Origin of the sequence: Hyphomicrobium sp., assembly GCF_041659645.1 — a bacterium.
Lineage (GTDB): Bacteria > Pseudomonadota > Alphaproteobacteria > Rhizobiales > Hyphomicrobiaceae > Hyphomicrobium_B.
This window is the reverse complement of sequence record NZ_JBAZXX010000002.1, coordinates 20,005-34,738: the sequence shown is the minus strand read 5'-3', so window position 1 is coordinate 34,738 and position 14,734 is coordinate 20,005. Positions and strand designations below refer to the sequence as shown.

The 14,734-nt window shown below is 55.9% G+C and carries 12 protein-coding genes; 1 reads left to right on the top strand and 11 read right to left on the bottom strand.

Going from position 1 to position 14,734, the window contains the following annotated elements:
- Window positions 1-21: 21 nt before the first annotated feature.
- The 7 genes from WC811_RS05430 to WC811_RS05400 all read right to left on the bottom strand — a co-directional run bounded on the left by WC811_RS05430 (window position 22) and on the right by WC811_RS05400 (window position 10,493).
- The gene (locus WC811_RS05430) at window positions 22-1,533 is read right to left on the bottom strand and encodes an ATP-binding protein (protein ID WP_372641818.1); all 1,512 of its coding nucleotides are present in this window, start codon (window positions 1,531-1,533) and stop codon (window positions 22-24) included.
- A 359-nt stretch (window positions 1,534-1,892) separates the two neighbouring features.
- Window positions 1,893-3,068 (bottom strand): hypothetical protein, encoded by a 1,176-nt coding sequence (locus WC811_RS05425; RefSeq protein WP_372641816.1) that lies wholly within the window; start codon window positions 3,066-3,068, stop codon window positions 1,893-1,895.
- A 38-nt stretch (window positions 3,069-3,106) separates the two neighbouring features.
- Window positions 3,107-3,343, bottom strand: coding sequence for a hypothetical protein (locus WC811_RS05420; protein ID WP_372641814.1), 237 nt, complete (start codon window positions 3,341-3,343; stop codon window positions 3,107-3,109).
- Between the two features lie 174 nt (window positions 3,344-3,517).
- On the bottom strand, window positions 3,518-3,745 hold the full coding sequence (locus WC811_RS05415) for a hypothetical protein (protein WP_372641812.1): 228 nt from the start codon (window positions 3,743-3,745) through the stop codon (window positions 3,518-3,520).
- A 1,120-nt stretch (window positions 3,746-4,865) separates the two neighbouring features.
- Complete coding sequence (locus WC811_RS05410) at window positions 4,866-7,217, bottom strand: heavy metal translocating P-type ATPase (RefSeq protein ID WP_372641810.1); 2,352 nt, start codon at window positions 7,215-7,217, stop codon at window positions 4,866-4,868.
- Window positions 7,218-8,074: 857 nt separating this feature from the next.
- Window positions 8,075-10,045, bottom strand: coding sequence for a DUF4396 domain-containing protein (locus WC811_RS05405; protein WP_372641807.1), 1,971 nt, complete (start codon window positions 10,043-10,045; stop codon window positions 8,075-8,077).
- Between the two features lie 103 nt (window positions 10,046-10,148).
- Window positions 10,149-10,493 carry a hypothetical protein gene (locus WC811_RS05400; protein WP_372641805.1) on the bottom strand — a complete coding sequence of 115 codons (345 nt, stop codon included), beginning with the start codon at window positions 10,491-10,493 and terminating at the stop codon, window positions 10,149-10,151.
- A gap of 236 nt (window positions 10,494-10,729) precedes the next feature.
- Here WC811_RS05400 and WC811_RS05395 point away from each other — a divergent pair, with 236 nt between their 5' ends.
- A complete protein-coding gene (locus tag WC811_RS05395) occupies window positions 10,730-12,043 on the top strand; it encodes a hypothetical protein (RefSeq protein WP_372641803.1) in 1,314 nt (437 codons plus the stop codon).
- Between the two features lie 99 nt (window positions 12,044-12,142).
- Here the strand turns inward: WC811_RS05395 and WC811_RS05390 are convergent, their stop codons facing one another.
- The 4 genes from WC811_RS05390 to WC811_RS05375 all read right to left on the bottom strand — a co-directional run bounded on the left by WC811_RS05390 (window position 12,143) and on the right by WC811_RS05375 (window position 14,724).
- The gene (locus WC811_RS05390; RefSeq protein ID WP_372641801.1) at window positions 12,143-12,628 is read right to left on the bottom strand and encodes a DUF305 domain-containing protein; all 486 of its coding nucleotides are present in this window, start codon (window positions 12,626-12,628) and stop codon (window positions 12,143-12,145) included.
- Window positions 12,629-12,800: 172 nt separating this feature from the next.
- Window positions 12,801-13,388: a tetratricopeptide repeat protein gene (locus WC811_RS05385; protein WP_372641799.1), complete on the bottom strand. Its 588-nt coding sequence runs from the start codon at window positions 13,386-13,388 to the stop codon at window positions 12,801-12,803.
- A 466-nt stretch (window positions 13,389-13,854) separates the two neighbouring features.
- Window positions 13,855-14,169: a copper-binding protein gene (locus WC811_RS05380; RefSeq protein ID WP_372641797.1), complete on the bottom strand. Its 315-nt coding sequence runs from the start codon at window positions 14,167-14,169 to the stop codon at window positions 13,855-13,857.
- 54 nt (window positions 14,170-14,223) lie between these two features.
- Window positions 14,224-14,724: a plastocyanin/azurin family copper-binding protein gene (locus WC811_RS05375; RefSeq protein ID WP_372641795.1), complete on the bottom strand. Its 501-nt coding sequence runs from the start codon at window positions 14,722-14,724 to the stop codon at window positions 14,224-14,226.
- Window positions 14,725-14,734 lie beyond the last annotated feature (10 nt).

Sequence of the window (14,734 nt, the reverse complement as noted above, 5' to 3'; positions counted from 1 at the left end):
GACAGAATGTGTGACAGGGATTCAGATCATGACCTCGTTCCGGAATTGAATGTCGTCGACGTAACTAGCTGTTATCCGCAGCTGAGAATAAAAACCGTGATCCGGCGATTCGTCATAAGCGACGAGCAACGATTTGAGAAGTTTGAAGACGTCGATTGATGCTATTTCTGCGTACTTCATCGCACGCACAGCCTTCGCCAATTTGATGGCATTCTCAGGAGTGACCCGGGGCATTTCCCCTGCGAGCAGCTTCGTAATTATTTCCTCGTAGTTCTTTCTGCTTTCCGTTGGGAGCTGAAGACCTAGAACGCGCGCAGAAATTTTGTTGGCTGTGTATTTGCTGACGTCGCGCTCTTCCTCGATCAACTTGATAAGCGTGTCTTTCTTCAATGCAGCGTTGGCCGCAAAGAAGAATAGCGGCAAAAGCTTGTACTGTAGGTGAAGCTGCAAACGAATGTATTGCTTTGGATCGTCTGTTGGTCGTTGCTGTATAAAGTTGCGAACAATGTCATGCTCAGACAGTGCGTGACCTCGCACAACAATGGTAGTCGGCTTGGGAGTTTCAATTGGCTCCACTTCACCAATCAGGCGCAGCGTTGGGGCTCCAGTCGTTTCAGAAAATTCACCCTCCTTTACGAACCGCAGCTTTGGAAGAAGGTCCTCATCGATTAGAAAAGTGCCGTGCGTACCTTCCACACGCCCGGTATCAACATCTAGAAGGCCAATATTTTCCACTCCGATATTAGACACCCGGGAAATCAGACGCGAAAAATCTTCCCCGGCCCGACGGTCGCGAGATCCCAAAATCTCATTGAGTTCCGCTGAGCGAACGTCGCGTGTTGAACCGACGTAGCGATAATAAATCGCACCGTCTCTAAGGCCTTCCGTGTCCATCCTAGAAATAATCGGCTTTCGAGTTGCGGTGTAGACATAAATTACTCCCACCACCTTGCCAGCTACCACGAAGCTCGTGCGATCCCAGCGAATGGCTGGCGCTAGGAGCTGGTCAAACCTCATCGTCAAATCTGCTTTATCGGTGCTCGCGAACCGACCATCGGGAAGCCCGACAATTTCGAGTGTTTCGTCTTTAACTCCGAATACAATGTACCCGCCCCCCGCGTTCGCAAGGCCCGCTGCGGTCTTGGCGTACTTTGCGAACTGAGCACCTCGTGTATGAAACGTTTCCTTTGCTTCGTACAAATCGCTTTCGTCTTTTAACAGACGATCTGGTCTGGCCGGATCGACCTTCAGCAAATCAGTAAGGGTTTCCGCCGAAAGGGGATCGACCTCCGTCGGCGTTCGCAAAGGTGCTTTACCGAAATCCCTGACAAAAATTTCGAGTTCTTCCTCAGACGCCCGCTCAATGTCCCGGCCAATCCTCCCCGACTCAATATTGTGGATCCGACCGTAGTTGACGGTCCGATCGGGTCGCGAAAAATAGGATTGAATGCGGTCTTTCGAAAAGTCTCCTCGCCCGAGCATTGCTTTGATGAGAGCGATTTCCTGCCGAGAGACCCGAGGCTGTCTAGGCATACATTCCCGCTCGCTAATCTCGATCGAGGCCCCTCAACAGAACAAAAATGCCGGCCTAAAAAGGTAACAAAATGTGTGACAATTTGTGTGACAAATTCAAAATTGCATTTTTTCGTTCTAAAAATATTTATATTTTTCAATAAGTTATAGCGTTTTGTTCTGGCTCCGCGGGTAGGATTCGAACCTACGACCATCCGATTAACAGTCGAGGTATTTGAAGATAAAACATAGCAAAATCAATAGCCTATTGATCATTCAGGAGTTTGAACGGGGGACCAGAGCGGAAAAAGTTTGAATGGTGCCGAACTCCAATCTCCGCATAGCAATGTCTGCGGTGCGCCCATCCAAACTTCACCGGCTCATTCGTCACCATCCACATCAAGACTATCCATCATCGCTCGGCGCTTTCTGACCGCCGCCAGCCGCTGCCGCTCGGTCCGCTTGATGTATTTGCGCGCTGCCTCAGGCGACCGGTGTCCCGACGCTGCCATGATCTGTGCTTCCGTGGCGTCCGCGTCGCCCAATTCCGTCATGCCGCCGTGCCGGCAAGTATCGAAGTTGACATAAGCCGGCAGCTTCGCCGCGATCCGTGCTTCCTTTGCCCTCCGGCAGGCATATTCATGGCTATAGGGATGTCTCGCACCGCGCACGCCAGGTGTCACGACCACCACGTCACCGATCTTCTCGAGCTCCGCCAGATAGGCTTCAATTTCGGGAAACAGAAGCACGACCTTACCGTCGACTTTGTCTTCCAGCGGCATCCACACCTCTTCGCCGGTCTTGGTATGCTCGATACGCACAGCGGTAGGCCGTTCCTCAGGGCGCCAATCCGACCATTTGAACGATCCGGCAAGCACGTTCTCCGGCCGCTGATGCCATTCGTAACAGATCAGGGGCACGACCCCGAGATGGGGATGGCCAGATTCCTTGATCGCCGCCGACAAAGCATAAGCCTGGGCCCTGCTCGCTGCTTTCTTTGACTTATATTTTTTGCGTGGCTCCAGATCTGTCCACGGATTTTCGATCGGAAATTCTTGCCGATATTGCCGCCTGACAAGCTTCCATGCTCGCTTGATGACGGTGATCGAATAGTTGGCAACCCGGACGGCTTCGCCTCCGTCCGCACCCTCCAGCATGCGCTGATAGATGCGATCAGCCGCCAAGGGGGTCAGCGCTTTAAGACGATATTCCGCAAGCGGTCGCCCCTCTTTGCTTTTAAGTTTCAATGTCCGGTTGATGACCAACTCGTAGCCCTGCTTCGTTCTCTCCCGTAACGCTTTGAACGCCGTCGTTTCGAAGTAGCGATCAAACAGCCACTTGATCGTCCCCGTCTTCTCGCCGACCAATTCTTCGCTTGTCGAAATGCCGAGCCTGAAAGCAGCCAGCGCGGTGTTAAGCTCGTTGGCACGCGCCTGCGCAGCCGCATAGTCACCGCCCAATGCCATCGACGCGATTTTAAAACCCTTCTTCACGTCGCGTGGCGGCGGCTGCCAATAATACCCGACACCACCCGTTTTGAGCGGGCGGTCGTGCATATAAGCGGGCCACCCCGCCGGCCGGCGCAAGCCATTCTTCAGAATATGTCGGCGAGGTCCGAGCGGTGCTCGGGCTTTGTCGTCAGCGCCTCGATTGCCAAATCCAGGTCGTCTTTCAGCCATCGCTCGTGTTTGCCTTTGATCTTGAGCGGCCGGGGCCACAGCTGGCCAACGGAATCGCGGAACGCTTCCACGGAAACTTCATCGCAGTACGCGGCAGCCGTAACCGCCGACATCAATCGCGGCCAGCCGGCAATCGCTCGCGGACTACGCATGTCACCAAACTCCAAAGCCAACGGGAACGAAATTCTAGAATCTGTCAAGGTATGGAGGCGGGACTTTCGAGCGAGTATTCGCGAAGAAAGCGAAGCAGACACCCGCACCCGATGCGCCGCTCATGCATCCGATATGCATATCTTCTAGTCGGGCCCCTGCCCCGGCCGCGTCGATTACTTGCCATGACTGGAAAACTCTTGATTGAGCCCCGCGCCATGCAGCGCCATCAACATGCCAGCGTACGCCACACGGGCTGCCTCGTAAGCAATGAGAAACTCATCCCAACTGGCATTTGTTGGCAAGACGACGCGAGGACCGCGCTTATTCGGACGGTAATAGATGCGCGGCTTACCGTGACGATCAAGAAAGCGTTCGACACCCTTCAAGACCCGACGCGCCATGACGCCACCGCCTATACTCTAGCCGCGAACGGGAAATGAGCCCTGCCCGCGAGTGCCACACTACTAAGCACGTACGAAAAACCGTGCCCAAGGCCGAGAGTACGGCAGTAAAAAATTGCCGACAAGAAAATAGGAATCGAAAATCTAGAATTTTAAAGAATTGTTAAGCCGCGCCTGGTCGGACTTATGTTTTACCACCAGCACTGCTTAATCATCACCTCGAAGAGATTGAAATCATGCCTGACGCGCCCGACAAAAGCTCGTTTGCTCGCCGCGCCGACGTCATGTTGTGCGGGCGCTTTCCCGAACTCGAAACGCAGATTTTCGAAGTGACGCCTCGAAACTACGTCATTGTATTTGATCGGGACCAACAGTTGGCCGAAACAATTGCTGCCGAATTGATAAATCCATCCGCCCCGCCACGCTTCCGATATCGCTCTCAAATGATGTTCCAGCACAATACCTTCGTCGTCTCGATCCGATCGGCGATGCCAATATCGCCAAAGACTTCGAAGGCGCGTCGTTCACGATCTTCGACATCAGAAATTATCTCGCTTCTCGATTTCCTCAGTTGCCGCCTTTGCTCGCCATTGGTGACCGGACCTGTCCGCGCTTATCGGTGACCTTTCCCCGTTCGCTGGCACCGGACCCATCGTCAAGTCGGAGCTCGACGCTCTCATGCCGGGATGGATTCCGGATCTGAATGTCGGGGCGCCACCCACCGAAGCGAACCCTAAACAGCCAGCCAACCCCCTGCGCATCGTGGCAGCAAACCTTCGCCCGATAGCCCCGAGCTTCGTCCGCCACGACCAAATGCAACCTTGATCGCGCACTCGCATGGGCTCGCAGGCTGGCAAACCATACAAGAGGCCTTGGCGCAACGGCTCAACTTTTACCGGAATTTCAACGACCGCATCGCGGTCGATTGGCCATCAGTGAGCGGCGCAAATTTCAGAAGCTCGAGAGCATCGCGACCTGAGGATTTCTACTCAATGCGCTGCCCCCCACGAACAGCGCTGCTAGAACCCGTGTCGCGGACAAACCAAATCAGACCGCTGCCGCGAGCAGGACCATAACTATGACAATGCCAATCTCAGCGTATTCCGTCTTTCTGTTATGGTCACAATCGGCTCGCCCGGAGCCTCAAAGCATTCCCAATCACCGACACTGAACTCAGAGACATCGCGAGCGCTGCGACGACCGGACTGAGCAGGATCCCGAAATTCGGATAGAGCACGCCAGCCGCGATCGGAATGCCGATAGCGTTATAAGCGAATGCGAACACCAGATTTTCCCGGATATTACCCATGGTCATCCGGCTGAGGGCCCTTGCGCGTGCGATGCCCGCGAGATCTCCCTTCACCAAGGTGACCCCGGCGCTTTGCATGGCGACTTCGGTGCCCGTGCCCATGGCAATGCCCACGTCGGCTTCGGCCAGGGCTGGCGCGTCGTTCACACCGTCGCCCGCCATAGCAACAACCTTGCCTGCCGCGCGCAGTTTCTTGACAATACGGTTCTTGTCTTCGGGTAAAACTTCCGCCTGGACGTCATCGATACCAAGTTGGCGGCCGACTGCTTCAGCCGTAGTTTTGTTGTCGCCCGTCAGCATGACAATGTGGATGCCATCTGCGCGCAGGCTCTCGAGCGCCGACCGTGTCGTAGACTTTATCGGATCGGCAATAGCAATGACCCCGCCTGGCTTGCCATCCACACCGACGAAGAGTGCGGTAGCTCCAGAAGCTCGCAGTTCGTCCGCCTTTCCAGCAAGGTCACCCAGCTCGATGCCGTTGTCGTTCATGAGCTTTTTGTTGCCGAGCGCGACAACACGGTTGCCAACTTTTCCGGTCACACCTTTGCCGGTGACGGATTGGAAATTGGTCGGCTCCTCGTTGGCGATATTCCTTTCTTTGGCGGCGGCGAGGACGGCCATGGCGAGCGGATGTTCGCTCGATCGCTCGAGACTTGCCGCCAACTGGAGCAAGTCGCTGTCCTTCACTCCAGGTGCGCACACCACGGCTGTCACCTTGGGTTTGCCCTCGGTCAGCGTTCCGGTTTTATCGACGACAAGGGTGTCGACCTTCTCCATCCGTTCCAGGGATTCTGCCGACTTGATCAAGACGCCGGCTCCAGCGCCTTTGCCGACGGCGACCATAATCGACATGGGAGTAGCAAGTCCCAAAGCGCATGGGCAGGCGATGATGACGACCGACACGGCTGCAATCATAGCGTAAGCGAGTGCCGGTGCAGGCCCCCATATCGCCCATGCGATAAAGGCAATGACGGCGATGCCAAGCACGACCGGAACGAAATAACCGGATACCGTATCCGCCATGCGCTGGATTGGCGCCCGGCTGCGCTGCGCCTCGCTAACCATGGCGACGATGCGCGCGAGAACGGTGCCAGCGCCTATTGTGTCGGCGCGCATGACGATCGAGCCGTTGCCATTGATAGTGCCGCCGATCAACTTGTCACCCGAAATCTTTGGGGCCGGCATAGACTCGCCAGTGACCATCGACTCATCGACAGCACTCTTGCCCTCCACCACGACACCGTCGACGGGCACACCATCGCCGGGGCGAACACGTAAGCGGTCTCCGACCTGAACCTGCTCCACGGGGATTTCTTCGTCGTCGGTGCCATCCCGCAAGCGTCGCGCGTATTTTGGCGACAGGTTGAGCAGCGCGCGAATGGCCCCGCCGGTCTGGTCGCGTGCACGCAACTCCAACACCTGTCCGAGCAGTACGAGAACGGTGATCACCGCGGAGGCTTCATAATAGACGGCGACCGTACCGCCCATGCCCCGGAACCCCGCTGGGAACATCCCCGGCACGAAGGTTGCGGCGAGGCTGTAAAGGTAGTCAGTCCCGGTGCCGAGCGCGATCAACGTGAACATGTTCAAGTGGCCCGAGCGTACAGATGCCCAGCCCCGCACGAAAAATGGCCAGCCGGCCCACAGCACGACAGGCGTCGCCAGCACAAACTGAATCCAGACCGAGCCCTGCGGTGACACAAGGTCATGCAGACCGAGGCGTGAGACGTGACCTCCCATCTCAAGGATGAAAACCGGCAAGGTCAAGACGAGACCAACCCAGAAGCGCCGCATCATATCGTGTAGTTCGACGTTCGGTTCTGCCTCTGCGGTTACTTTCACCGGCTCAAGCGTCATGCCGCAGATTGGGCAATTCCCGGGGCCGACTTGCCTGATTTGCGGATGCATCGGGCATGTATAAATCACGTCAGACGGCACCGGTTTCATTGTCGGCTTTGGCTGCACATACGAGGTTGGCGCAGCGTCGAACTTCGTTTTGCATGTCGTCGAGCAAAAATAATACCAATGGCCGCCGTATTCGGAGCGTTGCTTTGCGTTGCTCGGATCGACGGACATCCCGCAGACGGGATCGCGGATCTTCCCTGCATCGACCTCTGGAGAAGCGTGATCGTCGTCACCTTGGAATTTTTCTAGGACGGTCATCGTGATTTGTACTTTCTGAGCGACGTCTTGATCGGGTGCGCGCTATTCCAGCCGCGACATACACCGCGCTAGCCGGGAATTTGAAGGTTCGCCGGTCAGCCGGATCGGCATTTTTCGCGCACGCAATCGCTCTAGGCCAAGGCATCACGAAAAAATTATACAACGTTCCGAAGATCATACCAGCGCCATGCGAAGCTCTCCACGAGTCCAAATACAAAGCTCAGTCTCAGCAACTCGAATTCCACGTAGAAAGAGCGCCAGCATAGCGTCGCTGATGGAAAGGCCCGTTGCCCAACTGCTTGGCGCTGGCCATCCGCGCCCGCCTAGGCAGCAAGCCAAGGACGTCAAAAGGAATCACATCAGCCGGCGAATAACTCAAACGAGTGCTTTGCGGCGAGTTTCGTATTCCTCGCGTTCGATTTCGCCTTAGGGGAAGCGCGCATCGAGAATTTCTCGAGGTGTTCCACGCTCCGACTCTCGACTATCGGGACCGCTGCTCTGTCGCCGAAACATACTAATCGCAACCACGAAGACGACGAGGAGGAGTCCGATCCAGAACAATGAACCAAACCACATACCGCCGCCTCCCCAGCCCATGTCCCATCCATTCATCACGACTAGACTCCGAATCCGAGTGCACATAGGTGATTCTAGGCGATCGCAAGCGAAGCAGGCAGTCTCGGAATGTACTCAGTCTCGCTGGCGATGTCCGGAGCTGTAAAGATTCAGAATTCGTATGCTGCATGCGATCCCGGCAACTAGATTGTCGTGCGCGACGCGGGCGCCAAACTCGGACAGCTTCGAAGCGCAGCTCAGCCGTCTAAATTCTCGTTTCCGAACCGCTGCGGAAATTAATTTCAAATTTTCGCATCACGGGCCACATCAATAACCATCATCAGGCCGCCGCCACCCTCCTGCTCGGCATTATTATTCGTGGTATGGTGTGAGATGTGGCAGTGAATCAACCATTTGCCCGCCTTTAGCGCGGTCCAGAGCACGTCGTAGCGTTGCCCGGGCCCGACATTGATGGTGTCGGCTTTATAGCGAGCCGTCGGCGTAAGTGCCTCGCCATCACGAGCAACCACAAGGAGCGGACCGCCATGGACGTGCATGGGATGAATGAATCCGCTGCTGGAGCCGATGAAGCGAATCTTGAGTGTTTCTCCGACCTTCATCTTGATGGTGTCGGTTGAAGGGTAGGCGCGACCATTGATGGTGAAATAGTTCGGCATGCCCCCTTCCATCGGCATCGCTGGATAGGTCAGGCCGTCCCGCACCAGCCACTCTTGCAATTGGATGGTGTAATCGTGGTCTGCAGCAATCTCGTCGGCGGGATTTGCCGGGTCGATAATGAGTGCGCCGTAAAGTCCCAAGGATTGCTGTCGGTCGACGTGATCATGCGAATGATAAAAATAGGTTCCGGACTGTGCAGCTGTAAACTCGTAACTGTACGTCTGTCCTTTTTCGATGGGCGCTTGCGTTACATGAGCCGGGCCGTCCATGACGTTGGGCAGGATCAGTCCGTGCCAGTGCACGGTGGTCGAATCCGGTAGCCGGTTGGTCACGTTAATTCGCACGCGGTCGCCTTGACGAAAGCGTAACGTAGGTCCTGGTACTTGACCGTTGTAGGCATAGGCGTCGACGAAGATCGAAGGCAGTATTTGCCAGCGGATGACGGATGTTTCCAAATCAAAGATTTTTACGCCGCTTTCGATGCGAGGCGCCAGCGTTTGCGCTCCGCGTTTGTCCAAACCATAGCTAGCGGTCACTTGGCGAGGATCCACGGCTGCCATGTCGAGCATCGCGGCGGCCGATGTCTCCTGAGTCATAATCATACCTGGCGGCATGATGGTCCCGCCGACCTCTTCTGCGGTCAGTCGCAAATTGAAAAAGGCTGATGGCAAGGTCATCCCCGCGAGCAACATCAGCAATGAGAACACGGTGACGGCGACCAATTGGGGGCGCGTCGCAGCATTCTGCATGTCATGCGTTGGATTGGTTGTAGGATGGTTGTGATGCATGGCTGCGACGATCGAGATCTGGCCTTGCGGGCCCTGATGGCGCGATTGCGCCCCAACTGCCGCTGGCTCGGCCATCTGCATGCCATGTTTCGTGCCGCCGGTGTCGCCCACAGATTTTCCATCATGGTCGCCGTGTGAGTCTTCGCGCACGGTCATGAGCCCGTGCTTCATTCCGCGCGACACCATCCATACGTTGACCGGATACGCCACCGCGAAACCGGCGGTGATACCAAGCGACATCACCACCCAAAACAGCGGCTCTCCGGGCAACATTGCGCGCATGTCACGCCCCATCATGAGATAAATCATGACGGGCGCCATTCCGGCCATCATGCAGTTCATCGAGATGAGTTCGGGGAGAAAACTTCGGCGAACGTTTTCGACGTAGCTGCCTCCCATGATTTTGCGCATGAACAGCGCCTGAAAGATGAGAAGGCCGAACAGGAACCCGGCAGTGTATTCGACGATCAAATCCAACCACATCGGCAGTCCGATCAAGGCGGTAATGACGGCAGCAACCACAATGCCGGTGGCATCTCCGGCAACACAATGGACTGTCGATCCCACACCCTGCTTCCAAAGCGGTTTGATGAACTCTTCGTGGCCTCCCGGTTGGGGTTCTTTGTCCGCCATAACATACAGCAGCAAGCCAATAGGACCCATATAGAGGGTTATTAAAACAAAGCCCCACTTCATGACGGCCGGTTCGGGGTTTGCAGTGAATTGGTCCCACGCCACATACGCAGCCGACAGCCCCGCCACGATCAGCCAAGCGTAGACGAAGATGTCGATCGGTTGAATCAGCATCGGTTTTTCTCTGTCAAATCGCCGTGTTGCGGCGGACTATGATAGCGTATTAAGCAACGCAGGGCGTTTGGTTTTGGCTATTCGGTGCCAGGGTACCGATGTTTCACGAAGGTGGCTTGGTGCAAAAGCGCTCGGCTCTATCAACAAGCTCTATCATGTGGACGGCCGCTTGGCTTGTCAAAGGATGAAGGGTGAAGCCAGGCCGGGGCGAAATATATTTCGCCATTTCGCGGGCGGCTTGGAGCTGTCGATCAGACGCTCCAGCGAGCAATGCGATTACCAAGTTCTCCAGCGCGATCACGCGAATGCGAATAAGCGCCAATTCGGCATTTGTGGGCTCGATATACGCATACCGCAGATTGTCGAAAATTGAGAACTCTTCCGGGCCAAGAAGCTTTTCGCCAACCTCGCCGCCACCGCTTGCAAGCGTATCGTCGTTCTTTGACACGATCTTTCTCCTGGGGATTCTAAAAATTTGCGCGGTTACATTAGAGCCACAAGAAGAAGGGCGTCACACTCGGAATCTACTCACGTCCGCTCCGCTGCGCCCGCTCTTGGCACTGCGGGACGATCTTTTAGGATTGTCCGATGAAATTGGTGGTACGTTTCCGTGACGTGACTGGTCGACGTAGTGCTCAAAAATAGCTGCTCCGCACAAGCATCGACAACACTTAAGGAGCGTGCATGAACGCGGAAGCGGCGCACAATATCGAACGGCTCAATACCGACTGTGCCTGCGTCACGCTGGATATTGCGGCTCTGCGGCAAGCGGCCGAAGGAGTCGTGAACGATCCCGCATTTTTCCGTGAGCTTTCAGAAACGCGCCCTTATTTGCTCGCGGCGCAACCGTTGTTCTTGTCTACGGCTCACGCCGAACAAATGCAGACGATCATACGCGGCATCGAGATGGTTGCCGGTCTTCCATCCTACCAATCCGCCGTCTTGGACCATGCGCCTAATATTGCGCGCTTCCGGCCTGGACCCATCGGGGTCTTCATGGGCTATGATTTCCATTTGGGTGCGGATGGGCCAAAACTTATAGAGATTAACACCAACGCGGGTGGCGCTCTCATCAATGCTTACCTGTTGCAGGCTCAGCGGGCCTGTTGCAATCAGATAGGCACCTCAGCCGCCACGCTTTTCGATCTGCACGCGCTTCTAGACCAGTTTATGGCAAGCTTTGAAAGTGAATGGCGCCGTCAAGGTCGCACGAGCCAGCTGCGGTCAATCGCGATTGTGGATCACTCGCCTAAGGAGCAATATCTCTACCCGGAATTCGTCCTGTTCCAGCGGATGTTTGAAGCCCGCGGCATAACGGCATTCATTTCCACGCCGGACGCGTTGTCACTTCGTGATGGCGCGTTGTGGCATGCCGGGCAGCGTGTTGATCTGGTCTATAACCGTCTTACTGATTTCGGCTTGGCCCGACCGGAGAGCCAGCCCCTTCGGGAGGCCTATCTGACTGGCGAAGTGGTCATAACCCCCAATCCGCACGCGCACGCCCTATTCGCCAACAAGAAGAATTTAGCCATCCTTAGCGACGATAAAATCCTGAGGGCGTGGGGCGTCGCGGAGGAAGTGATCGCCGAACTGGTTACCGGTATACCGCGCACTGAGCTGGTGAAGCTCGCAGATCCGAAGGAATTATGGAGGCGACGCAACTCGCTATTCTTCAAGCCAAGTTCGGGCTTTGGGGGTAAGGCGGTTTATCGAGGCGACAAGGTCACTCGCAAGGTATGGGATGAGATTTTGACCTCAGACTATGTGGCCCAGGCGATTGTACCGCCCAGCACGCGGACAATCTCGATAGATGGCCAAATCCAGAGCATGAAGGCAGACCTGCGAAATTACACCTACGCCGGCAAGGTCCAGTTGATCGCTGCACGAATTTACGAGGGACAAACCACCAATTTCCGGACCCCCGGCGGCGGTTTTGCGCCGGTCTTCGTCAGCGAGGTATCACAGCCTCACACATGCTCGAAGCCGATGTCCCGATGAGAGGGATCAAACTCCTCGGCTTAGGCGCAATGCAGCACTCGTTTTAACTCCATGGCAAATCTTCCCCCGCTCAAAGGTTTCGGCTCCGGGCGCTCGGCTTCAGTGTGCCGGGGCCAGGTCTTTGGCGTCCGGCGGCGTCGGATTGCGCTCGAGGTCAGAGATCAAGGCCTTCATCTCGCCTATCTCACGCACCTGCGCCTCTATGATTCCATCCGCGAGCTTGCGGACGCGGGGATCGCGAATGTGCGCTCGCTCGCTTGTCATGATTGCGATCGAATGGTGCGGGATCATCGCTTCCATGTAGCTGACGTCGCTCACTGTCTCCTGGCTGCGGACGAGCCACAATGCGCCCGCAAAGACGACAACACTTACGGCTATAATCGCAGCATTAATGCGCGCGTCTTTGTACATCGACCACATGAAGACGAGCATCAAAATCGCCATCACTGCGCCCATCACCGCTGCCATCCACATGCGCGTCTGGCTGTAGAAAACATGGTCAAGGGCGTAGGTGTTTAGATACATCAATCCAAACATCACGACGGTCGCGGTGGCGATCATTGCTGCAAAACGCGCATACGACATTAGAGACTCCTCATTTTCATAAATACGTAGATCGTTTTTATTTCAAAAGGTGGTCGGAGGCTTGAAATGTAACCTCGCGGACGATGCGCCGTTCCCGATAAATTCGCCGTAGGATTTTCTCGCAATCTTGTTCGCTTTTCTTGAGAATTTGAGGAATGTCGACGAAGTCAACTCAGCGCATGCCGGTCGAAATCCCCAATTTGCGGATGGCGTCCAAAGCACCTTGATGGTGGGGATTCAATTTGAGCGTCTGTCGAATGTCCGCCAGGGCCTCTCTTGGATGCCCGAGCCGGAGATACACGATGGCCCGGTTATAGTACGCTGGCGCATATGCTTGGCTGAGGTGCACAGCGGCGGTAAGATCCTGCAAAGCCAGAGCAAGTTTCCCTTCACGGCTATAAACGTTGCCTCGGTTGAAGTAGGCTCCGGCAAAATTTGGATCCCGTTGGATCGCCTCGCCATAGTCGGCCAAAGCCTTGTCGTCATTTCCGGACGCGAGGTAAACATTGCCGCGATTGCTATACAGGCCAGCCTGGTTTGGGTTCAACTGAATGGCCATGTCGAGGTCTGCGAGGGCACCGATATGGTTGCCCACCGCTTCCGAAGCGTTGGCGCGGTATGCATATGCATCGGCCAAATTCATCGGCGCGGGTGCGCCGCTCTCGATCACGATACTGCAGCCTTGCATCGCCCGGACGGCATTTCCTGATCTGCAATCCGTCACCACGTCGGCGAGCGAAATCCCGGCACCGGCTGACACCGCGAGCACAGCGATAGAAGCTCGAACAAAGGGGCGATGGTGTCGGTTCATGGCCGTCTATCGCGATGCGCGAGACGATGCCGGTGCAGTGCGCCGGTTTCCGGAGACGGGTTCTGATCGCGCGTGCCTCCGCTCCCCGGGGGCGCCGCATCCTTCTGCCCGAATTTGCGCGTATAACACTCGACGAATCGCCTTCCGTTATGGCAGTGCCGATAGGTGCGATTGTCGACCAGATTCATCCGAAGTCTTTGATGGGCGCCCGCAGTTTGCAAAGTCGGAAAAGCCGCCGCGTCGACGGCACTTCCCGCCAGAACACCAATGATGAGCGCCATCCCCCTCGATAGACGCGTGAATGATTTCGTCGTTTGCGACGGTTGCATATTTAATCCTGCCGCTGAAACAGCCTGTTTGAAAGTTGTACGAATTGCGGGCGACCGACGGGGGTACGGCGGCCGCCCGCCTTCGGTCACTTGGCCTTTTGAACCATCATGACCGTGATCTGACCGTTGACCTTGTCCGCGCTGAACTTGATCTTGTCGCCGGGCTTTACTTCCTTGAGCATCGCCGGGTCGTTGGCTTTGAACACCATCGTCATGGCGCCCATGTCGAGGTTGGTGATGGCGTCGTGCTTGATCGTGATCTTGCCGGTGCTCTCATCGATCTTCTTCACTTGACCGTTGATCATCGGCAAAGTCATCGCGTCCGCCGCCCATGCCATAGACCCGGTTGAAAATAGCGACGCGAAGGCGCCCAGAAACATTGCAGTTCTAAATCGCTTCATCGAACAAACTCCTTGTGATGGTCGGAAGGTGTGGGCGTTCGCCCTCTCGGTCGCTCATTTTACGACGACCTTTCCGTGCATCCCGGCTTCGTAGTGGCCGGGAATGAGACAGGCGAATTCGAACTCGCCCGGTTTTGAGAACCGCCAGAGAATTTCCTTCTCCTTGTCCGGCTCGACGGATTGCGCGTTAGGATCGTCGTGTTCCATTTCCGGATTTTTTTGCATTTCGATTCGGTGGCTTGCGTTTTGCTGTATCGAAGCTAGATGGAATTCGTGCCTGAGCGCGCCGACGTTATGAATGACGAACTTGACCTGCTCGCCGATTTTCACATCGACTTCGGCGGGTGAATAAATCATCGCCCCTTCTCGCTCGGACATCGTGACTTCGACGACGCGAAACGGCTTCTTCGCATCTCCGGGTTCGCCGGCGGCAAAGTCATCGTCGTCTTCGCCCTCGTGCGCAATCGCGTGGGCAAGCATCAAGGGGGGAACGCCGAACTGCATTGCGCTACCGAGGATCAGAACGGCAACGAAAATTTGAGCCTTGCGCGACATAGATATCTCT

Bases quoted from the DNA above. Each gene is read 5' to 3' on its own strand.
- WC811_RS05415 (WP_372641812.1), bottom strand. From the start codon at position 3,745: ATGGCGCGTCGGGTCTTGAAGGGTGTCGAACGCTTTCTTGATCGTCAC.
- WC811_RS05375 (WP_372641795.1), bottom strand. From the start codon at position 14,724: ATGTCGCGCAAGGCTCAAATTTTCGTTGCCGTTCTGATCCTCGGTAGC.
- WC811_RS05380 (WP_372641797.1), bottom strand. From the start codon at position 14,169: ATGAAGCGATTTAGAACTGCAATGTTTCTGGGCGCCTTCGCGTCGCTA.
- WC811_RS05420 (WP_372641814.1), bottom strand. From the start codon at position 3,343: ATGCGTAGTCCGCGAGCGATTGCCGGCTGGCCGCGATTGATGTCGGCG.
- WC811_RS05410 (WP_372641810.1), bottom strand. From the start codon at position 7,217: ATGACCGTCCTAGAAAAATTCCAAGGTGACGACGATCACGCTTCTCCA.
- WC811_RS05395 (WP_372641803.1), top strand. From the start codon at position 10,730: ATGAACGCGGAAGCGGCGCACAATATCGAACGGCTCAATACCGACTGT.
- WC811_RS05430 (WP_372641818.1), bottom strand. From the start codon at position 1,533: ATGCCTAGACAGCCTCGGGTCTCTCGGCAGGAAATCGCTCTCATCAAA.
- WC811_RS05390 (WP_372641801.1), bottom strand. From the start codon at position 12,628: ATGTCGTATGCGCGTTTTGCAGCAATGATCGCCACCGCGACCGTCGTG.
- WC811_RS05405 (WP_372641807.1), bottom strand. From the start codon at position 10,045: ATGCTGATTCAACCGATCGACATCTTCGTCTACGCTTGGCTGATCGTG.
- WC811_RS05425 (WP_372641816.1), bottom strand. From the start codon at position 3,068: ATGCACGACCGCCCGCTCAAAACGGGTGGTGTCGGGTATTATTGGCAG.